The sequence below is a fragment of the Streptomyces sp. CB02366 genome (genome assembly GCF_001905905.1).
Lineage (GTDB): Bacteria > Actinomycetota > Actinomycetes > Streptomycetales > Streptomycetaceae > Streptomyces.
Map to the genome: position 1 here is coordinate 1,088,770 of NZ_LIVT01000001.1, position 19,642 is coordinate 1,108,411.

22 protein-coding genes are annotated in these 19,642 nt (G+C 73.9%); 11 read left to right on the top strand and 11 right to left on the bottom strand.

What is annotated here, in order from left to right; genetic code table 11:
* Positions 1-72 precede the first annotated feature (72 nt).
* Both serC and AMK24_RS04800 read left to right on the top strand, forming a co-directional pair.
* On the top strand, positions 73-1,191 hold the full coding sequence (gene serC, locus AMK24_RS04795; protein WP_073765218.1) for a phosphoserine transaminase: 1,119 nt from the start codon (positions 73-75) through the stop codon (positions 1,189-1,191).
* A gap of 161 nt (positions 1,192-1,352) precedes the next feature.
* Complete coding sequence (locus AMK24_RS04800; RefSeq protein ID WP_073765220.1) at positions 1,353-1,964, top strand: Uma2 family endonuclease; 612 nt, start codon at positions 1,353-1,355, stop codon at positions 1,962-1,964.
* A gap of 52 nt (positions 1,965-2,016) precedes the next feature.
* On the opposite strand, the gene AMK24_RS04805 is transcribed toward AMK24_RS04800, so the two are convergent.
* The 5 genes from AMK24_RS04805 to AMK24_RS04825 form a co-directional block, all read right to left on the bottom strand.
* Entirely contained in the window at positions 2,017-2,427 is a 411-nt protein-coding gene (locus AMK24_RS04805; protein ID WP_073765222.1) for a DUF4259 domain-containing protein, read from the bottom strand.
* 9 nt (positions 2,428-2,436) lie between these two features.
* Positions 2,437-3,156, bottom strand: a complete 720-nt coding sequence (locus tag AMK24_RS04810) for a class I SAM-dependent methyltransferase (RefSeq protein ID WP_073765224.1) — start codon at positions 3,154-3,156, stop codon at positions 2,437-2,439.
* Between the two features lie 11 nt (positions 3,157-3,167).
* On the bottom strand, positions 3,168-3,713 hold the full coding sequence (locus AMK24_RS04815; RefSeq protein WP_073765226.1) for a GNAT family N-acetyltransferase: 546 nt from the start codon (positions 3,711-3,713) through the stop codon (positions 3,168-3,170).
* A 131-nt stretch (positions 3,714-3,844) separates the two neighbouring features.
* Positions 3,845-4,699: an ABC transporter permease gene (locus AMK24_RS04820; protein ID WP_073765228.1), complete on the bottom strand. Its 855-nt coding sequence runs from the start codon at positions 4,697-4,699 to the stop codon at positions 3,845-3,847.
* Complete coding sequence (locus tag AMK24_RS04825; protein WP_073765230.1) at positions 4,696-5,775, bottom strand: ATP-binding cassette domain-containing protein; 1,080 nt, start codon at positions 5,773-5,775, stop codon at positions 4,696-4,698. The genes AMK24_RS04820 and AMK24_RS04825 overlap by 4 nt, the downstream gene beginning before the upstream one ends.
* 128 nt (positions 5,776-5,903) lie before the next feature.
* On the opposite strand from AMK24_RS04825, the gene AMK24_RS04830 reads away from it, so the two are divergent.
* Both AMK24_RS04830 and AMK24_RS04835 read left to right on the top strand, forming a co-directional pair.
* Entirely contained in the window at positions 5,904-6,761 is an 858-nt protein-coding gene (locus AMK24_RS04830) for a TetR/AcrR family transcriptional regulator (protein ID WP_073765232.1), read from the top strand.
* A gap of 31 nt (positions 6,762-6,792) precedes the next feature.
* Entirely contained in the window at positions 6,793-7,194 is a 402-nt protein-coding gene (locus tag AMK24_RS04835; RefSeq protein ID WP_073765234.1) for a PPOX class F420-dependent oxidoreductase, read from the top strand.
* Between the two features lie 12 nt (positions 7,195-7,206).
* Here the strand turns inward: AMK24_RS04835 and AMK24_RS04840 are convergent, their stop codons facing one another.
* Entirely contained in the window at positions 7,207-8,250 is a 1,044-nt protein-coding gene (locus AMK24_RS04840; protein WP_073765236.1) for a hypothetical protein, read from the bottom strand.
* On the opposite strand from AMK24_RS04840, the gene AMK24_RS04845 reads away from it, so the two are divergent.
* On the top strand, positions 8,249-9,049 hold the full coding sequence (locus AMK24_RS04845; protein WP_199876367.1) for a GDSL-type esterase/lipase family protein: 801 nt from the start codon (positions 8,249-8,251) through the stop codon (positions 9,047-9,049). The two genes, AMK24_RS04840 and AMK24_RS04845, sit on opposite strands and share 2 nt — an antisense overlap.
* A gap of 131 nt (positions 9,050-9,180) precedes the next feature.
* Here the strand turns inward: AMK24_RS04845 and AMK24_RS04850 are convergent, their stop codons facing one another.
* The gene (locus AMK24_RS04850) at positions 9,181-9,828 is read right to left on the bottom strand and encodes a TetR/AcrR family transcriptional regulator (protein ID WP_073765240.1); all 648 of its coding nucleotides are present in this window, start codon (positions 9,826-9,828) and stop codon (positions 9,181-9,183) included.
* A 337-nt stretch (positions 9,829-10,165) separates the two neighbouring features.
* Here AMK24_RS04850 and AMK24_RS04855 point away from each other — a divergent pair, with 337 nt between their 5' ends.
* On the top strand, positions 10,166-11,062 hold the full coding sequence (locus AMK24_RS04855) for a hypothetical protein (RefSeq protein ID WP_073765242.1): 897 nt from the start codon (positions 10,166-10,168) through the stop codon (positions 11,060-11,062).
* 173 nt (positions 11,063-11,235) lie between these two features.
* Here the strand turns inward: AMK24_RS04855 and AMK24_RS04860 are convergent, their stop codons facing one another.
* On the bottom strand, positions 11,236-11,964 hold the full coding sequence (locus AMK24_RS04860; RefSeq protein WP_073765244.1) for an ArsR/SmtB family transcription factor: 729 nt from the start codon (positions 11,962-11,964) through the stop codon (positions 11,236-11,238).
* 68 nt (positions 11,965-12,032) lie between these two features.
* Between AMK24_RS04860 and AMK24_RS04865 the strand changes: the two genes are divergently transcribed.
* Positions 12,033-12,677, top strand: a complete 645-nt coding sequence (locus AMK24_RS04865; protein ID WP_073765246.1) for a flavin reductase family protein — start codon at positions 12,033-12,035, stop codon at positions 12,675-12,677.
* A gap of 191 nt (positions 12,678-12,868) precedes the next feature.
* Here the strand turns inward: AMK24_RS04865 and AMK24_RS04870 are convergent, their stop codons facing one another.
* The 3 genes from AMK24_RS04870 to AMK24_RS04880 are packed head-to-tail and all read right to left on the bottom strand — an operon-like array spanning position 12,869 to position 15,704.
* Positions 12,869-13,384: a GerMN domain-containing protein gene (locus AMK24_RS04870; protein ID WP_073765248.1), complete on the bottom strand. Its 516-nt coding sequence runs from the start codon at positions 13,382-13,384 to the stop codon at positions 12,869-12,871.
* Positions 13,381-14,913: a sensor histidine kinase gene (locus tag AMK24_RS04875; protein WP_073765695.1), complete on the bottom strand. Its 1,533-nt coding sequence runs from the start codon at positions 14,911-14,913 to the stop codon at positions 13,381-13,383. The genes AMK24_RS04870 and AMK24_RS04875 overlap by 4 nt, the downstream gene beginning before the upstream one ends.
* A 56-nt stretch (positions 14,914-14,969) precedes the next feature.
* The gene (locus AMK24_RS04880; RefSeq protein WP_073765250.1) at positions 14,970-15,704 is read right to left on the bottom strand and encodes a response regulator transcription factor; all 735 of its coding nucleotides are present in this window, start codon (positions 15,702-15,704) and stop codon (positions 14,970-14,972) included.
* A 135-nt stretch (positions 15,705-15,839) separates the two neighbouring features.
* Here AMK24_RS04880 and AMK24_RS04885 point away from each other — a divergent pair, with 135 nt between their 5' ends.
* Genes AMK24_RS04885 through AMK24_RS04900 form a run of 4 tightly spaced genes read left to right on the top strand, consistent with a single transcriptional unit; the run spans position 15,840 to position 19,622 of the window.
* The gene (locus AMK24_RS04885) at positions 15,840-16,487 is read left to right on the top strand and encodes a hypothetical protein (RefSeq protein WP_073765252.1); all 648 of its coding nucleotides are present in this window, start codon (positions 15,840-15,842) and stop codon (positions 16,485-16,487) included.
* Positions 16,484-17,560 (top strand): peptidoglycan-binding protein, encoded by a 1,077-nt coding sequence (locus AMK24_RS04890; RefSeq protein ID WP_073765254.1) that lies wholly within the window; start codon positions 16,484-16,486, stop codon positions 17,558-17,560. The genes AMK24_RS04885 and AMK24_RS04890 overlap by 4 nt, the downstream gene beginning before the upstream one ends.
* Positions 17,557-18,444, top strand: coding sequence for an ABC transporter ATP-binding protein (locus tag AMK24_RS04895; protein ID WP_079190421.1), 888 nt, complete (start codon positions 17,557-17,559; stop codon positions 18,442-18,444). Before AMK24_RS04890 ends, AMK24_RS04895 begins: the two co-directional genes overlap by 4 nt.
* Positions 18,429-19,622, top strand: coding sequence for an ABC transporter permease (locus tag AMK24_RS04900; RefSeq protein ID WP_073765256.1), 1,194 nt, complete (start codon positions 18,429-18,431; stop codon positions 19,620-19,622). Before AMK24_RS04895 ends, AMK24_RS04900 begins: the two co-directional genes overlap by 16 nt.
* Positions 19,623-19,642 lie beyond the last annotated feature (20 nt).

The following is a 19,642-nucleotide window of genomic DNA, read 5'->3' on the forward strand; positions in this document are numbered from 1 at the left end:
GGGCCGGAGCGCACGTCTCATCGGACGGACACGGTTACGGAGCCGCGCCACCGAGGCACTACGCTCCGTCCCGTGGCCGACATCCAGATTCCCGCTGACATCAAGCCCGCAGACGGACGCTTCGGCGCCGGTCCCTCCAAGGTGCGGACGGAGGCGCTCGACGCGCTGGCCGCCACCGGCACCTCTCTCCTCGGCACGTCCCACCGCCAGGCCCCGGTCAAGAACCTGGTCGGCGAGGTACGGGACGGCGTGCGCAGCCTCTTCTCCCTCCCCGAGGGGTACGAGGTGATCCTCGGCAACGGCGGCTCCACCGCCTTCTGGGACATCGCGACGCACGGTCTGATCGAGTCGAAGTCCCAGCACCTGGCCTTCGGCGAGTTCTCCTCGAAGTTCGCCAAGGCCGCGAAGCTCGCGCCCTGGCTGTCCGACCCCTCCGTCATCGCCTCCGAGCCGGGCACCCACCCGGAGCCGCGGGCCGAGGAGGGCGTGGACGTCTACGCCTTCACCCACAACGAGACCTCGACGGGTGTCGCGGCCCCGGTCAAGCGCGTCGAAGGCGCCGACGAGGGCGCCCTCGTCCTGGTGGACGCGACCTCCGGCGCCGGCGGCCTGCCGGTCGACGTCACCGAGTCCGACGTCTACTACTTCGCCCCGCAGAAGTCCTTCGCCTCGGACGGCGGCCTGTGGATCGGCGTGTTCTCCCCGGCGGCGCTGGAGCGCGCGGCCCGCGTCCACGCCTCGGGCCGGCACATCCCGGAGTTCTTCTCGCTGCCCACGGCGATCGACAACTCCCTGAAGAACCAGACGTACAACACCCCGGCGCTGGCCACCCTCTTCCTGCTGAACGAGCAGCTGAAGTGGATGAACGGCCAGGGCGGCCTGGACTTCACGACGGGCCGCACGGCCGCGTCCTCCCAGCACCTCTACGGCTGGGCCGACGCGTCGAAGTACGCGACCCCGTTCGTCACGGACCCGGCGAAGCGGTCGCAGGTCATCGGCACGATCGACTTCGCGGACGAGATCGACGCGGCGGCCGTCGCCAAGGTGCTGCGCGCCAACGGCATCGTGGACACCGAGCCGTACCGCAAGCTGGGCCGCAACCAGCTGCGCGTGGCGATGTTCCCGGCGATCGACCCGGCGGACGTGCAGGCGCTGACCGCCTGCGTCGACTACGTGATCGAGAAGCTGTAGCCCTCCGCCCCTTCCGTTGTACGGACACGGCCCGGCACCCGCGTGGTGTGCCGGGCCGTTTCTGCTTCACTCCACCGGGTGGCATATGCCAGAAGCGCGGTCTCCGGCTGCTCCGCCCTACGATGATGGTCTCGACACCAGCCCATTCCAGGAGGCCCGCAATGTCTGCAGCAGCAGTCGAGCACCCCTGTGACGACAAGCCGGAAACGCTGCTCGAAACGGCGAACCGTCTCGCTGAGCGACTTCCGGGGCATCGCGTCGAGATCATCGGAGGCGTCATCACCGTGGCACCACCCCCGGACGGCCCGCACGCCAACGCGCTGACCACGCTCATGGTCCCCTTCCTCGCGGCAGGTCTCCACGGCGAGGAGTCGAGAGTCCTCCAGGGCATCGGCCTCTGGCTCCCCGGCGGTCCCCAGGACTTCGCGATCCCCGATCTGGCGATCGTCGACGCCGACTTCGACGAGCACCTGGCCGAGAACAACTGCTACGACCCCGCCTGCTTCCGGCTCGTCCTGGAAGTCACCTCCGGGAACTACCAGAACGACCTGCGCAACAAGGTCACCGCCTACGCCCAGGCCAAGATCCCCGTGTACGTCATCGTCGACCGCAAGCACAGCCGGGTCCACGTCCTGACCGAACCGCTCCCCGGCGGCTACGACCGGCACGAGGTCTACGCCCCCGGCCAGCAGGCCCCGCTGCCGGCCTCCCTCGGCGCCGAACTCGCCCTGGACGTGGACGAGATCGTGAGCGCGGGCCGCCCGAAACGCTGACGGCGCTCCCCGCGCCCGAGGCCGCCCGCGCCCCGCCGCTCCCCCGGCGCGTCTACTCCCCCGGCGCCGCCGCCAGCACCGCCCGCAGCGCGGCTATCCCCGCCAGCCACGCCTGGTCCTCGCCGGCTTCCGCCCACAGGTCCAGCGGCTCGGCGTTCGGCGCGGTGAGCCGGTCCAGGGCGCGGACGGCCAGCGGGCGCAGGTCGGCGGGGAGCGGGGGCAGGGGCTCCTTCGGACCGTACGCGGTGGTGACGGGCTCGCCCCCGGGACACTGGGCGGCGACCAGGGCGGCGGCGACGACCGCCTCCTCGCCCTCCGCGTAGTCGTCGGGGGGCGTGCCCGCGACGGCGGTCAGGGCCTCCCGGAGCACGTCCGCCTTCTTCCCGGTGTCCGTGTCGTCCACCCGTCCGCAGAAGTCGGCCGCGGCGTCGTTGTCGAAGTAGCCGATGTCCCAGGTGCCCACGGGTCCCCCTCAGTTCGCTGTGCTGATGTCCCCATCCTCACAGCCGCCACTGACAACGGGCCTGCGCGCCAGGACGAACCCCTGGGGCGTCCGCTCCGGGAACGGCCCGTCCGTCTCCCGCTCCCGCCGCGTCACGGACACGAGGTCGAGCCCCGCCTCCCGCAGGAGGTCCGCGATCCGTTCCGGCCGCCTCCGGTGGAAGACGAGCGCGACCTCCTCGCCGAGCGCCTCCGTCATCCGCAACGCCTCGTCTCCCACCTGGAAGCCCAGCAGCACGGGCGCCCCCGGCGCGAGGACCCGGCGGAACTCCGCGAAGGCGAGCGGCAGTTCCCCGTCCGGGACATGGATCGTCGAGTACCAGGCGAGCAGCCCGCCCAGCGACGCGTCCGGCAGGTCGAGAGCGAGCATGGAGCCCTCTTCGAAGCGCAGGCCGGGGTGGTCCTTGCGCGCCTCGGCCAGCATCCGCGGGGCGAGGTCGATCCCGAACACCTCGATCCCCAGGCCGAGTCCGTGCAGGTACCCGGTCACCCGGCCCGTGCCGCAGCCGACGTCCGCCAGCGGCAGCCCGCCGCCGTCCTTCCCCGTGCGGGCCGCGAGCTCGGCGAAGGCGGTCAGCAGGCCCCGCTCCAGGGGTTTGCTCGCCAAATCGTCGCGGGTCCAGTCCGCGTAGCCGGTGGCGATGGCGTCGTACGACGTCCGGGTGGAGTGCAGGAAGTCAGGTCCGGTCATGGACCGGAACCCTAGGGGACGTCCGGCACGCCGGGCCCCCGGGGGAGGTCCGGCGCGGGGGTGCGGGCAGCCCATCGCCGCTCGCCGTCCTCCCACTCCCCGGTCGGCCGGAGCCCCGCCGCCTCCGCCACCGCCTCCGACGCCGCGTGGCCGGGGTGGATGTGGGCGACGAGTTCGCGGACGCCGCCGGCCGACGCCAGGTGCGCCGCGAGGCCCTTCGCCGCCTCGCGCGCGTAGCCCCGGCCCTGCCACGGCGTACCGATCACCCAGGCGATCTCGGCGCGGGGGCCCCGTACGGTCGCCTGGACGTACCCGGCGAGGGACCCGCCCCCACGGACCCGGAGCACCCAGTTCCACCACAGCTCCCGCCCGTCCGGCGGGCCGGCGCACTGCCGCTCGTAGCGGGAGCGCAGCGCGGCCGGGGCGGGCGGCTCGCCCCCGGTGAACCCGTACAGCGCGGGGTCCGCGAGGACGCCCGCCATCTCCTCGGCGTACGCCGGTTCGAGGGGGAGCGCGTCGAGGCGGGCGGTGGCGAAGGGCGGGGGCGCGGTGGTCATCGGCACGGTGCCCGACCCTATGTGCCCCGCGCCCGCCCCCGCCCTCCCTTTTTGCCTCTGTCTTCACGAGGTTCGGCCCCTCACCGGCTCACGCGACGCCCCTCCTCACCGGCCCGGGCACGGGAGCCCCCTCACCGGCTCAGGCGCTGGAAGCGGCGGACCGCCAGCGGCAGGAAGACCGCCGTGAGCGCCAGCGGCCACACCACCGCCATCAGCAGGGCGTGTTCCTCGACCCACGAACCGCCGCCCGCCACCGGGTTGCCGAACAGCTCGCGGGTGGCCGTCGCCGTCGAGGAGATCGGGTTCCAGGCGGCGAGGAAGCCGAGCCAGTCCGGCATCAGGGACGGGGAGACGAAGGTGCTGGAGATCATCGTGACGGGGAAGGCGACCGCGTACAGCCCGCCGGCCGCCTCCGGGGTGGGGACCAGGAGGCCCAGCCAGACGCCCACCCAGATCAGGCTGAACCGCAGTAGCAGGAGCAGCCCGAACGCCCCGAGCGCGGCCGGGGCGCCGCCGTCCGCGCGCCAGCCGATCAGCAGCGCCGTCAGGGCGAGGATGGCCAGTTCACAGGCGGCCACCACCAGGTCGGCCGCCCCGCGCCCGGAGGCGAACGCGGAGGGGGCCATCGGCATGGACCGGAAGCGGTCGACGACGCCCTTGGACGCGTCGGTGACGACGGCGACGGCGGTGTTCATGAACCCCATCGCCATGGTCGTCGCGAACATGCCGGGCATCAGGAACTCCCGGTAGTCCCCGCCCCCGGGCACCTTCATCGCGCTGCCGAAGACGTATCCGTACAGCAGGAGGGAGAGGATCGGGAAGCCGAGCTGCCAGAGGATCGCGGCGGGGCGGCGCTGGTAGTGGGTGAGGGTGCGCCGGGTGATGTTCCAGCAGTCGGAGGCCGCCCAGTAGGCCGTGGTGCGGGCGCGGGCGCGGCTCGCGTGCCGGTCACCGGTCGCGGCGGGGTTCGTGCCGAGCGTGGTCATGCCGCCGCCTCCGGGGTGTCGTGGTCCTCGGTCACGTGGCCCTCGGTCTCGCGGCCCGCGTCCGGGTCGGTCGCGCCGTGTCCCGTCAGCCGCAGGAACACGTCGTCCAGGCTCGGCCGGCGCAGCCCGATGTCCTCCACCGCGATCCCGTCGTCCTGGAGGCGGCGGGCCACCTCGGTGAGCGCGGCGACCCGGTCGGCGACCTGGGCGTGCACCCGGCGGGCCGGGGCGTCGGTGACGACGGGTCCACCGGCGGCCACCCGGTCCACGGCCCCGGCCACCGCCGCGAGGTCGCCCGCCTCGGCGGCCACCACCTCGATCCGGTCGCCGCCGACGCGGTCCTTCAACGCGTCCGGGGTGTCGTCGGCGATGGCCCGCCCCCGGTCGATGACCGTGACGCGCGAGGCCAGCCGGTCCGCCTCGTCCAGGTACTGGGTGGTCAGCAGCACCGTCGTACCGCCCGCCACCAGCGCCCGTACCGCGTCCCAGACCTCGCCCCGGCTGCGCGGGTCGAGCCCGGTCGTCGGCTCGTCCAGGAAGAGCACGTCGGGGTCGAGGATCATCGAGGAGGCGAGGTCGAGCCGTCGCCGCATGCCGCCGCTGTACGCCGTGGCCTCCTCGTCGGCCGCCTCCTCCAGGCCGAACCGTTCCAGCAGTTCCCCGGCGCGCTGCCGGGCCCGCCGGTTGCCCAGGTGGAAGAGGCGGCCGAACATCTCCAGGTTCTGCCGCCCGGTGAGGCCCTCGTCGAGGGCCGCGTACTGGCCGGCGAGCCCGATCCGGCTCCGCACGCGGCGGGGTTCGCGCGCCACGTCGAGCCCGGCGACCTCCGCCCGGCCCCCGTCGTACCGCAGGAGGGTGGCGAGGACGCGCACGGCGGTGGTCTTCCCGGCTCCGTTCGGCCCGAGCAGGCCGTGGACGGCGCCGGGGCGGACGGCGAGGTCGAACCCGTCGAGCGCCCGCTTCTCCGTGCCGCCCTTCCCCCGGTACCGCTTCACGACGCCCTCGGCGAGCACCGCGTACTCGGGTGAGGGCCCCGGGCCCGCGGGGGGCGGGGGCGGCTTCTTGCGCGTGGACATGGCACAACCTCCTGTTCTCCCGGACCGGCCGGACGCCGACCGAGTACACCGTACCCTTATTCGGGTACACCGTACTCTGATGCGAGTACGGTGTACCCATGCCTGTTCGGGACCGTTACGCTGGTCTCATGGCGAAAGACGGAACGGCAGCGGCGGCGGACGGCACGGTCACCGGGAGCGGCGACACCGCGCGCAGCCTGGAGCTCCTGTGGGGCACCGGGGAGCGCCCGAGCCGCGGCCCCAAGCCCGGCCTCACGCTGGAGCGGATCGTCACCGCCGCCGTCGCCGTCGCGGACGCGGAGGGGCTGGCCGCCGTCTCCATGCGCCGCCTCTCCACCGAGCTGGGCACGGGCACGATGTCGCTCTACCGGTACGTCCCCGGCAAGGCGGAGCTGCTGGACCTGATGCTCGACCGCGTCCTGGGCGAACCGCTGCCCGCCGCGACGGAGGAACCCGCCGGAGGGGCGGGGGCCGTCCCCGCCGGGCCGTCCGGGGCCGACCCCGCCGACTGGCGCACGGCGATCGACACCATGGCCCGGTCCTACCTGGACAACCTGCACCGCCACCCGTGGCTGCTGAAGATCAACCAGGCCCGTACGGTGCTCGGCCCCAGCGCCCTGCGAGGACTGGATCTGGCGCTCGCCGGCCTGCGGGGCATGGGGCTGCGCGACCCCGAACTGATCGGCGTGATCATCACGGTGAACAGCTTCGTGGAGGGGCTCGCCCGCTCCCGGGCGGACGCGGCGGAGGCGGTACGGCAGACCGGGTTGAGCGACGAGGAGTTCTGGGACCGCCAGCGCCCCTACCTGGAGCGGGCCATGCTCAGCGGCGCGTACCCCATGATGGCGAACATGGCGGAGGACACCTTCAGCGCCGAGTTCGACCACTTCGAGTTCGGACTGGGCCGGCTGATCGCGGGCTTCGAGGCGCTGGTCCGGGAGCGGACCGCCGAACGGACCGCGGAAGAGGCGGCGGCCCGGACATGACAGCGCGCCCGGCGCGTGCCCCAATGGAGGTATGGACGCCAGCCGGGAGCTCGCTCCTTTCGTCAAGCAGTACGCCGTCCTGCTGAGCACCCACCGCCAGGACGGGACTTCCGTCGGCACCCCGGTCAACATCGCCGTGGAGGGCGATCACGCGTTCATCCGCACGTTCTCGTCCGCCTGGAAGGTCGAGCGGATGCGCAACCACCCGCGCGTGGAGATCGCCCCCTGCACGGTCCGGGGCAGACCCACCGGGCCGCAGATCAGGGCGCACGCGCGGCTGCTGCGGCCGGGCACGAAGGAGAACACGCACGCGGCGCGGATGATGTCGCGCAAGTACCCGATCGTGCAGGGTGTCCTGGTCCCGCTCGCCCACCGCCTGAAACGGGACCGGACGCTGCACTACGAGGTGTGGCCGGTGACGGACGAGGACTGAGGGACCCGTCTCCTACCCCCGCTTCCGCTTCCCCCGGAGCGCGAACCACAGGACGCCCGCCCCGACGACGACCGCCGCACCGAGCCCGGCGCTCCCCTTGCCCTCGCCCGCGCCGTCGCCCTCGTCCTCCCCCGCCTCTCCGGCGGCGCCGCCGGACCCCGAGGGCTTCCCCTGCTCCCGGCCGCCGCCCCCGGGACCGCCGCCCTCCACCTCCACCCGCACGACCTCGCTGCGCTCGCCCTCCGAGCCGAACATGAGGGCCGAGCCGTCCGCCGTGTACGTCACCGACTCCGCCTGCCGCTGGAACGGGGCGGCGACCGACCGGTCCTCGCCGAGGCGGCCGTCCTCGAAGGCGTACTCGCGGGCGCTGAAGTACGAGCGCAGCACCAGGCGCTTCCCGTCCGGCGAGAAGGCCCCGTCGGTGACCCAGGGCACCTCGCCCACCCGCCGGAAGGTGTTCACGGACCCGGCGTCGAGCTTGGCGGGGCCCTCGTAGAGGCCCCCGCCGTCCTCGTTCTTGGAGGCGATGTAGACGCGGCCGGTCTTCGGGTGGACCATCAGCGCCTCGGCGTTGCGGGCCCCGTCGGCGTACTTCACGTCGTACTGGACGGCGGTGACGGTCGTGTCGCGCAGGACCTTCGGCTCGGGGAAACGGTAGATCCACACGTGGTCCCAGCTGCCGTCGAGGTTGTCGCCGACGTCACCGACGTAGAGGTCGCCGTCCGGCCCGAGGGAGACGGCTTCGACGTCCCTCGGCTCCCCCACGCCCCGCAGGGTGACGGTGGCGACGGTCCTGCCGGTGCGGGAGTCGACGGCGAAGACGTAGGGGCCGTCGTCGCTGTCGTTGTGCGTCCAGTAGACGCCGGGGTGCGCCCGGCTGGCGGCGAGGCCGCTGGACTCGGTGATGCGGGGGTCCTCGATCGTGAAGTCGCGGTCCGGCCGCCCCTCGTCGGCCGCGGCCGGACCGGCCCCGGCGAACAGCGGCAGGGCGACGGCGAGAGCGGCGGCGAGGACGGCGGCGGCGCGGCCCCCCGGGCCGGTCGGATACGAGCGCATGACCCCAGTGTCCATCGTCACGTCGCAGGCCGGAGAGGTGATCGGAGATGATGACGGCATGCGTTTTCTTCCGGTCGGCGATTCCATGACCATCGGCGCCGCCGGCGACTACACCTGGCGCTACCGGCTGTGGCAGCACCTGGAGGCGCACCCCGGCCTCCCGTACGAGATCGTCGGCCCGCGCACGACGCTGTACGACAAGGAGGCGGACGCCCCGCTCTCCCACGCCTACGCCGACCCGTCCTTCCCGCCCGCCGCACGCCGGCACCTGGCCGGCTGGGGCGAGGGCTGGCTGCACATGGCCCCGGTCATCGCGGACGCGGTGCGCGAGGCGGAGGCGGACGTGCTGCTGGTCTCGCTCGGCCTGATCGACCTCGGGTTCTACACGGACGCCGAGCAGACGGCGGCCAACGCCCGCGCGTTCATCACGGCGGCCCGCACGGCGAACCCGCGCGTGCGGATGGTGCTGCTCCCGGTGATACCGAACGTCCGGGCCGAGACGGACGCCCCCTTCGCCGCCTCCTGCGCCCGCTTCAACGAGCTGCTGGCCAAGGCCGTGGCGGACCTCGGCACCCCGTCCTCACCGATCCTGACGGCCTCGCACCCCCCGGCGTACGACCTCCGCACGGACACCTACGACGGCACGCACCCGGGCCCCACGGGCGAACACAGACTGGCCGCCGCCTTCGCCGACGCGATGCACCAGGCATGGGGCCTGGGCGGCCCGTACACGATGTCCTCCACAGCCTCGGCGGCGCTCCCGGCCCCGGCCACGGAGGCCCAGCCGCTGCCTGCCTGACCCGGGCGGCGCGGCGTCAGCCCGACGCCCGCTCGATGGCGTCGAAGATGTCGGCGTCGGTATCAGGCAGTCCCGGTGCCCCTTCGGCCCTCATGCGTGCGCACGCAGAGCCGGGAGCCTCCTGACCGGTGTCACTCGCCCCCGCTCCGCGGCGTCCCCAGCATCGTCAGGGCCAGTTCCGTCAGTTCGCCCGAGACCTCGCCGGGGCGGGCGCGGCGGCTGCGGCGGGTGTGGTGGGCCATCAGTTCGTGGACCGTGCCGACCATCACCATCACGTCGACCCGGTGGTCCCGGTCCTCCGCCTCGCCGCGTTCCACCGCGCGTTCGGCCTCGCCGGTCAGGAACTCCGTCCACAGCGCCCGCCAGAGCTTGCAGTGCTCGTCCACCACGGCGCTGACGCCCAGCACTTCGACGAACGTCACACGGGCCTCGCGCGGGTCGGCGGTGACGGCCTCCACGTACGCGTCGAAGAGCCGCCGGACCCGCTCCGCGATCGAACAGTCCTCGATGCCCTCGGTCAGCAGGGCGCGCTCCATCGCCCTCAACCCGGCCGTGGTGACCCGGTTGTGGAGGGCGATGAGCAGGCCCTCCCGAGAGCCGTACTCCTGGCGCAGCACCTCGACCGGCACGCGGGCCGCCTCGCAGACATCATGCTCGGCGGTCGCCCGGTAGCCGTTGATGCCGTACAACTCTCTGGCTGCTTCGAGGAGTTGTTCCCGCGCCTGCGTACGCGCGGTATCCCCGGGCCCGGTCCGCTGAACCGTCCAGCTGTCCGCCACCGGTCCTCCTTGAGCGCAAGCTGCGGGAGAGGGGCCTGAGCGCCTCTGCACGAACCGCGGGCCCATTGTGCTCGCCCCCGCGAGGTCCGGACGGCCTCGCCACACCCATACGGGGGAATACCCGCACGCGGAAACGCTTCTTCTTGCCGCGCGCCGGACGCACCCGCACACCCGTCCTAACCGGCCGCCTCCGCCCCCTCACCAGTCGCCCGCACACCCGTCCCCACCGCGGCGCCGACCCCGCGTTGAACGCGTTCAAACAGCTCTGCCACGATGTCCGTAGCTGCCGCCCGCCCGGCGTGCCGCGTACATCCACGTGCGCGAGGGGGAACGAACGATGAAGAAGAAGCGCCTCTGGGGCCTGTCCCTGCTGCTCTCGATCCTGGTACTGCTCCTGGAAGCGGTGATCGCGCTCGTCGTGAGCGTCTGCTACGGGTTCACCCAGGAGTCCCCGAACGACGGGGGCGGATCGTCAGCGCTGCTCATCCTGGCCCTGCCCGTGATCCTCGTGTTCGCCACCCTGGCCGCCGGCCTGCTCTCCGTGGCCTTCGTCCTCCCCACCGCCTGGCTGAGCGAGGTGCTGGGGCGCCGGTTCGGCGGGCGGGAGGCGTGGTGGTGGACGCCGCCGGTGGCGGGGGCCGTCTCGCTCGCGGTCGTGGGCCTCGTCGTCGCCCGGGCAGGCGGCTCGGGGGCGACCGCCTTCGCGGTGGGGTGGGTGCTGACGACGGCCGCGCTCACCGTGCCGGCGCTGCTCTGGCGGTCGCGCCGGGAGCGGGTGTTCGGGCCGGTGATCCTCTGGGGAGTGGTCGCCGTCGTCCTCACCACCGTGCTCGGCGGCGTCGGCTTCTGGACGGGGCTGATCCAGCAGTACCACCCCCCTGCGCTCACCTCGGCGGACGTCGTCGGGCGCTGGAGCGACGGGGACGGCGGGACCGTCACCTTCACGGCGGACGGCCGGGTCGCCGCCGTGAACCTCGACGACGACCTCGACCGCTTCGACGGCGCCGGCGGGGCGGAGACGGAGGACGGGGGCGGCGACCGCTGCACGGGGCGGGGGACCTGGGCGTACGAGCCCGGCGGGGGCCGGTGGTCGCAGACGGTGGACGTCACGGTCGCCTCGTGCACGTTCGGCCAGTGGAACGTGGGAGGCACGGAGAGCCGGCCCACCCTCTACCAGTACATCGGGGATCCGGACTCCTGGGACCTGTACGAGCTGACGAAGGCGAACGGCTAGGGCGTGTTTCGAAAGTAGCGCCGTCCGCCCGGAGGGCGGGCTCGGCGGCGTCCGGTGCGTGCGATCGCAAGGCGGAGGGCCGCCCCGATACCGGTTGTATCGGGGTGGTCCCGACAACGCGGCGAGCGTGCGTGCCGGGCGTCGCCGAACAGGCGGGACTTTCGAAACACGCCCTAAGGGCGTGGGCCGGTGTCGGACCAGTCGTCGGAGGGGCCGAGGTGTTCCCGGAGCGCGCGTCGGCCGGTGTCGGTGAGGGCGACGGCGCGGCCGGTGCCGACCCGGGTGATCCAGCCGGAGTCGAAGGCGTGACGGCACACGGCGGAGCCGACGGCCCCGGCCAGGTGCGGGCGGCGCTCCGTCCAGTCCAGGCAGGAGCGGACGGGCGGACGCCGTTTGTCGGGCGGGAGGGGGATACCGAGCCGGTGCAGCCAGGCGGTCCCGTCGCCGGTGAGCGTCAGCCCGTGTTCCCAGTCCAGCAGCCCCCGATGGGTCATGGCCGTGGTGATCGCGACCCCGAGGGCGCCGGCGAGGTGGTCGTAGCACGTGCGGGCGCGTGCCAGCGCCCGGCTGCGGTTGACGGCCGGCAGCGAGGGGGCCGGGGCAGCGCGTCGAGGCGCCATCGACGCGAGGTTCTCGATCAGTTCCGCCGTGGCGGGGTCGGCCAGGCGGACGTAGCGATGACGGCCCTGACGCTCCTGTGCCAGCAATCCTCCGGCGACCAGGAGGTTCAGGTGCTCGGTCGCGGTCGAGGCGGCCACCCCGGCATGGCGGGCCAGCTCGCTCGCGGTCCACGCCCGGCCGTCCAGCAGCGCGAGGCAGAACCCCGCGCGGGTGCCGTCGGCCAGAAGACCGGCCAGGGCGGCCAGGTCCGGGCCCTCGGAATGCGTGTCACGGCTGTTCATCGCCGTCCATCATCCACCAGGGATCCTTCGGTGCGCGCCGAAGCGTCCGCACCCTACCTTCGAGCCCCATGAACACCTTGACGCCGGGCAGCGCGCCCACCGCCACCTCGGCGGACCACGTGACCATCACGCCGAGCATCCTGTACTTCGGAACACCGGTCGTGCTGCTCTCCACGGAGAACGAGGACGGTTCCGCCAACCTTGCGCCGATGTCCTCGGCCTGGGCATTGGGACAGGCGATCGTGTTGGGCGTGGGGGTCGAGGGGCAGACCGCGCACAATCTCCGCAGCCGGCCCGAGCTGGTGATCAACCTGCCCGCGCCGGCCCAGTGGCCGGCGGTGGAACGGCTCGCGCCGCTCACCGGGCGCTCTCCCGTGCCCGTGGCCAAACAGGGCGGCTTCCGCTTCGAACGGGACAAGTTCGCGGCGGCCGGGCTGCGGCCCGAGCCCTCCGAGCTGGTCCGGCCGCCCCGGGTCGCCGCATGCCCCTTGCAACTGGAGGCCCGTGCCGCCCGGGTCCAGCCCGACGTCACCGGCATGTTCCTCATCGTCGAAGCCCAGGTGCTCAAGGTCCACGCCGATCCGCGCATCGTCGTCCCCGGCTCCCAGCACGTCGACCCGGCCAGGTGGAGCCCCCTGATCTACAACTTCCGGCACTACTACGGACTCGGCCCCGAGCTCGGCCACAGCTTCCGTTCCCGGACACCCCGCTGAAACCGTCTCCGGCCGATCGGCCGATCGGCCGGACCGCCGAGCGACCGGGCCGCCGTGCTCCTCGGCTTCTTCGCCGTGGCCGTGTACCGCGGCAGCTTTTCACGAACCGGCCGCCCCCTCCCGACGCTCGTCGCCCACACCCTTCAGCGGTCGTCGCCCCCACCTCTCCGTGGTCGACGCGCCCGCGCCTCTCAGCGGTCCAGGAACTCCGCACAGCGCAACGGCCCCACCACCGGGCCCTCCGCCGGTCGAACGGTCACCTCCACGTCGTCCGCCCGGACCTCCGCCTCCCGTACGGACTGGAAACTGGCGAGGGTGCAGACCAGTTGGCCCGTCACCTGATCGCGGGCCTGTGCCCAGTACGGGCCCTCCAGCTTCACCGTGACGCGGGCCCCGTCCCCGGTCACGGTGTAGCCGCTGGGGGCGTGGAACAGCGTGGTCAGCCCCGCGCGGCGTTCCGCCGCGGTCGGCCCCTGCGACAGCAGCTTCATCACCGCTTCCAGGCTGTCGTTCTGCTGGTCGAGCAGGGGCACGGCCCGCAACCCGGTGTCGGACGCGTAGTAGAGCCGCTTCCCGCGCGTCAGTCCGGAGGCGGGTTCGCCCGCCTCTATCACCCCGGTCGGCCGCACCCCGACCCCGCAGCCGGCGAGCGGGGCCAGGACGGCCGCCAGTACGGCGAGGGTCAGGAAGCCTCCGCGCCGGCTCATTCCCCTCCCTCCCCGCCCGTACGCCGCAAGGGCAGGACCAGCGTGAACACCGCGCCGCCGCCCGGCCGTCGGGCCTCGACCCCGATGGAGCCGCCGTGCAGCCGGGCGTTCTCCAGCGCGATGGCCATGCCGAGGCCGCTGCCCTGCCCGCCGTCCAGCCCCGCACCAGGACCGGCCCCCCGCACGCCCCCGGGGGACGACGGCACGGCGGGGGCGGGGACGGTGGTCCGCGTACGCGCCTCGTCCGCCTTGTAGAACCGGTCGAAAACCCGCTCCCGCGCCTCCGGCGGCAGACCGGGCCCCCGGTCCGCGACCTCCAGCACCACCCGGTCGCCCCCGGTCACGGCCAGGGTGACCGTGACCGGCGGAGCGCCGTGCTTGAGCGCGTTGCCCACCAGGTTGGCCACGATCACGTCGACGCGGCGCCGGTCCACCACGGCCCGTACCCCCTCGGGCAGTCGGAGCGTCACCCGGTCCGTCCAGCCGCGCAGCGCCAACGACGCCCGTACGGTGTCGGCGAGATCGGTCTCCGAGGCGTTGAGCCGGGCCGCCCCGGCGTCGAAGCGGGAGATCTCCATCAGGTCCTCGACCAGCCGGGACAGCCGGGCCGTCTCCGCGCCCACCGTACGGGCCGCCCGGGCGGCGTCCGGCGGGAGCTGGTCCGCGTCCTCCTCCAGGACCGTCGCGACCATCGCCATCGCCGCGAGGGGCGTGCGCAGTTCGTGCGACACGTCCGCCACGAACCGCCGCGCCTTCGCCTCCTGCGCCCTCAACTCGGCGTCGGACGACTGGAGCGCGTCGGCCGTCTCGTTGAACGTCCGTGCCAGATCCGCCAGTTCGTCGTGGCCGCGCACCGCGACCCGGCTGCCGAGGTCGCCCGCGGCCAGTTCGCGGGTGGCCCGCCCCAGCTTCCGTACCGGTCGCAGGACCGTCCCGGCGGCCAGCAGCGCCAGGAGGGCCGCCGCCACCACCACGGGCACGATCCCCTCCTGTACGGAGTCCAGCAGCGCGGCGGTGTCGTCCCGCTCGGCCCGCAGATCGGTGATGGCGAAGACCTCCAGGCCCGAGGCGCGGCGGTCCCCGTCGGCGTACGTCACGGGCGTGCCGACCACCAGGTAGGGCTCGCCGCGCCACTCCACGCGCTGGAACCGGGCCCCGTCCCCGGCCCGCACGGCCGCCCGCAGCTCGGCGGTGACCCGGCCCTCCGTGTCCGCGTACGTGTCGGAGACCGCCGACAGGTCCTCGTGGCGGGCGACCACGACGCGCGCGCCCAGGCCCTCGGAGACCTCCGCCGCGAACCGGGACAGCGACCGCTGGTCGGGCGGCAGGTCGAACCCCGCCGCCACCACCGCGACCCGCTCCCGCAGGTCGTTCACCGCGGTGTTCTGGGTGCGCTGGAGGACGGCGGTGCGGGCCTCCCGGTAGGCGAGGGCGGTCGCGGTCACCGCGCTGACCAGGGCGACCAGGACGAAGGTGACGACGAGCCGGACCCGCAGCCCGCCCACGAACCGCCGGGGACCGTGGCGCAGCGGCGCGCGCCGCCGGGGCTCGTGGCGCAGCGGCCCGCGCCGCCGGGAGCGCCCCTTCACCACGGGCCGAAGCGGTAGCCGAAGCCCCGCACGGTCTGGACGTACCGGGGGCGGCCCGGCACGTCCTCGATCTTGGCCCGCAGCCGGCCCACCGCCGCGTCCACCAGCCGGGAGTCGCCCAGGAAGGTGTGGTCCCACACCGACGCGAGCAGCTGCTCCCGGGTGAGGACCCGGCCCGGCGCGGCCGACAGCTCCAGCAGGACCCGCAGTTCGGTGGGCGGCAGGGCGATGGGCGTGCCGTGCTTGGTGACGGTCAGCCCGGCCCGGTCGATCACCAGGCCGCCGTGATCGGTGCGGTCGCCGTGGTCCGCCCGGCCGGCCCCCCGCACCGCGCCGGACGCACCGGCGCCCGAGGACGGTTCCGCGCGGCGCAGGGCGGCCCGGATGCGGGCCTCCAGGACGGGCGCGGTGACCGGCTTCACCACGTAGTCGTCGGCCCCCGCCTCCAGCCCGGTCACGATGTCCCGGTCGTCGCCGCGCGCGGTCAGCATGATGATCGGCAGGGCCGCCGTACGGGCCCGGATGCGGCGGCACACCTCGAAGCCGTCCATCCCGGGCAGCATCAGGTCCAGGACGGCCAGCTCGACCGGGGCGCCCCGCTCCCCGTCGAGCAGCGCCAGGGCCTCCTCGCCGGTGGCGGCGGTCTCCACGCCGTACCCGTGCCGGCGCAGCACGAGCTCCATCCCGTCCCGTACGGAGGCGTCGTCCTCGATGAGCAGCACATGCGGCATGGGGCCGATTATGCGCACGCCCCGGACCTCTCCGTCTCCCCCACCCGGGGCCCGGGGCGCAGGTCGGAGGCATTGTTACGTTCCCATCACGTGCCCATGCACCGGCCATCACGCGGGGCGGCCAGCGTGGGGCCCATGAGCTTCCCCACCACCGCCGGGCTCCGCCTGGCCGCCTTCGTGGCCGTACCCGTACTCGCCCTCACCGTCGCCTGCGGCGGAAGCGACGACGACGCCGGGGCCAAGGGCCGCGACGCGATCGCCGACGTACCGTCCCCGAAGGCCGAGCCCTCCGGGGAGAGCACCGCCGGGGCGGAGAGCACGCCGAGCGCGAAGCCCGCCGGCAAGAGCGCCTACTACGACGCCCAGGTCGCGTTCGTCCGGTGCATGCGCGCCGAGGGCGGCTACCCGGAGTACCCCGACCCCAAGCTCAGCGGCTACCTCGACTGGGCCAAGGTCAACGAGCTGGGTTCCCAGCCCGGCCGCAACCACGGCATCAAGGCCGGGAAGAACAACGTCTGCCTGCCCGAACTCCAGGCGTCCATGGCCGCCGAGCCCAAGCGCGACCAGCAGAAGTCCTACGAATCGATGCTCGCGCACGCCCAGTGCATGCGGGACAACGGCGTCAGCCGGTTCACCAACCCGGTGATGTCCGGGGGCAACGCGATCCCCGGCGGCGACCCGAACCCGGGCTCCCCGGTCATCGACTCCGAGTCGCCCGCGTACAAGAAGGCCCGTGAGGCGTGCGCGCCGAAGCTCCTCGACGGACTGGACGGGATGCAGTGAAACGCTCCACCACCGCCCTTCTCGCCCTGGGCGCGGTGACCGCCGCCGTCACCGGGGGCGTCCTGCTCCTCGGCGTCGGCGGCGGGGCGGGCGCGGAGGACCGGGACGGCGAGGGCCTGCCGCCCGCCACGGCCACCGTCGTCCGCACCGACCTCGTCCTCTCCAAGACCGTCGACGGCCGGATCGACTTCGCCCAGCGCCGCGCCGTCAAGGCCGCCGTGGAGGGCACGGTCACGGTGGCGGCCGCCGAAGGGACGACCGTACGGAGAGGAGAGGCCCTGTACGAGCTGAACGACAAGCCGGTGACGCTCCTCTACGGGCCGGTACCGGCGTTCCGCGAGATGAAGGCGGGCGCCCGGGGCAGCGACGTACTCCAACTGGAGCGCAATCTCCGGGACCTGGGGTACGGGGCGGGACTGTACGTCGACACGGAGTACGGCCCCGACACCGAGGCCGCCGTCAAGCGGTGGCAGAAGCAGCTCAACCGCGAGACCACCGGCAGGGTCGGCCGGGGCGACGTCGTCTTCCAGCCCGACGAGGTCACGGTGGTCTCCGCCGACGCGGCCCTCGCCGACCAGGTCGGCCCGGACGCCCCCGTCCTGACGATCGCCTCCACCAAGCCGGTCGTACGGGCGCAGCTGGAGCAGACGGACGGGGCGCTCACCGCACGCGGCACGAAGGTGGAGGTGACCCTGCCGAGCGGGCGGACCGAGAGCGGGAAGGTCGCGGGGACGGTACGCCCGGCGGGCGACGACGCCGCCGAGGGCGGCGGCCAGGAGGGCATCACCGTGGAGGTCGTCCTGGACGGCGGCTCCCGGGCCGTGTCCGGCGAGGACGCCGAGGCGACGGCCAGCGTCACCTTCGTCAGCGAGGCCCGCGAGGGGGTCCTCGCGGTGCCGGTCGAGGCGGTGGTGGCGCTGCGCGGCGAGAACGGCGGGTACGGACTCCAGGTCGTCCGCGGCAGGACGTCCGAGATGATCCGGGTGGAGACGGGCATGACGGCGGACGGGCGGATCGAGGTCAGCGGGGACGGGCTGCGCGTGGGCATGAAGGTCGGGGTGGCGAAGCCGTGACCGCACACCGCCCGGCCCCGTCCGTGCCGCGACCGGTCGTGGTCGAGCTCCGCGACGCCTCCAAGTCCTACCCCGGCGGCGTCCACGCCCTGCGCTCCGTGAACCTCACCGTCCACGAGGGCGAACTCCTCGCGGTGGTCGGCCCGTCCGGCTCCGGCAAGTCCACGATGCTCAACGTCATGGGCACCCTGGACCGGCCCACCACGGGCACGGTCCGGGTCGCCGGCTACGACGTGTCCACGCTCTCCGACGCCCGCCTCTCCGCCCTGCGCGCCCGCCACATCGGCTTCGTGTTCCAGCACTTCCACCTGGCGGCGGGCCGCGACGCGGTGGACAACGTCGCCGACGGGCTGCTGTACACGGGCGCCGCCCTCCGGGAGCGGCGCGAGAGAGCGCGCCGAGCACTGGACCGGGTGGGCCTGGGTCACCGGACCTCGCACACCCCGAACGAACTGTCCGGCGGCGAGAAGCAGCGCGTGGCCATCGCCCGCGCCCTGGTCGGCGAGCCCGGCCTGCTGCTGGCGGACGAGCCGACCGGGGCCCTGGACACCGCGTCCGGCGCCGTCGTCATGGAGCTGCTGCACGAGCTGAACGCGTCCGGCACCACGGTCTGCGTGATCACCCACGACCAGCAGATCGCGGCCTCGCTGCCGCGGCGGGTCCGCTTCCGGGACGGCGAGGTGGTCGCGGACGAGCGCTCTCCCGTACGCACGGACGGACGCTCCCCGGCCCGTACGGACGAAGGCTCTCCGGTCCGTACGGGGGAGAGCCCCCCGGCCCGTACGGACGAGAGTCCCCCGGCCCGTACGGGGGAGAGTCCCCCGGTCCGTACGGACGAGGGTTCCGCGATACGTACGGGGGTGGACGCATGGCCCGCGGTCTGAAACCCGCCCGGCTCTCCGCCCGGGACGTCCTGCGCGTCGGCGCGGTCGGTCTGCGGGCGCGCCGGGCCCGGGTGGTGCTCTCGGCGCTCGGCATCGCCATCGGCATCGCGACGATGGTCGCGGTCGTCGGCCTGTCCGAGTCGAGCCGCGCGGACCTGATGTCCCGGCTCGACCGGCTCGGCACCAACCTCCTCACCGCCGAGGCGGGCGACACCCCGATGGGCGGCACGGTCGAGCTGCCGAAGAACGCGGTGGCGATGGTCGAGCGGATCGGCCCGGTGCTCCACGCCACGGCCACCGCCGAGGTCGACGCCCGGATCCGCCGCAGCGACGTCGTCCCCGAGGAGCGCACCGCCGGGGTCACCGCGCAGGCGGCCCGGACCGATCTGCTCTCCACGCTCGGCGGCGAGGTCGCCCGGGGCACCTGGCTGACGCCGGCCGGGGAGCGGCTGCCCACGACCGTCCTGGGAGCGGTGGCGGCGGACCGGATCGGCATCACGCGCCCCGGCGAGACGATCATGATGAACGACGTGCGCGTGGTCGTCGTCGGCATCCTCGAACCCGTCGAGCTGGTCCCGACCCTGGACCGGGTGGCGCTGGTCGGATTCCCGGCCGCCGAGCGCTACTTCGGTTTCGACGGCCGCCCCACCACCGTCTTCGAGCGCTCCACGGACGCCTCGGTGGAGGACGTGCGGGCGGTGCTGGCCCGTACGGTCAGCCCCGGCAACGAGGCCGCCGTCCGGGTCTCGCGCCCCTCGGACGCGCTGGCGGCCCGGGCGGCGGCCGACACAGGGCTGAGGACCCTGATGCTCGGGCTGGGCGCGGTGGCCCTGCTGGTCGGCGGGGTGGGCGTCGCCAACACGATGGTCGTCTCCGTGCTGGAGCGCCGCCAGGAGATCGGCCTGCGCCGTTCGCTGGGGGCGACGCGCAACGCGATCCGGCTCCAGTTCCTGACGGAGTCGCTGCTGCTGTCCGCACTGGGCGGGGCGGCGGGAGCCCTGCTGGGGGCGGGCGCGACCTACGGGTTCGCACGGGTGCAGGGGTGGACGGCGGTGATCCCGCCCTGGTCCCTGGCGGGCGGCCTGGCCGCGACCCTGCTGATCGGCGTCGTCGCGGGCCTCTATCCGGCGATCCGCGCGGCCCGCCTGCACCCCACGGTGGCGCTGAACGCGGTGTGAGGGGCGGAATGGTTGCGGCG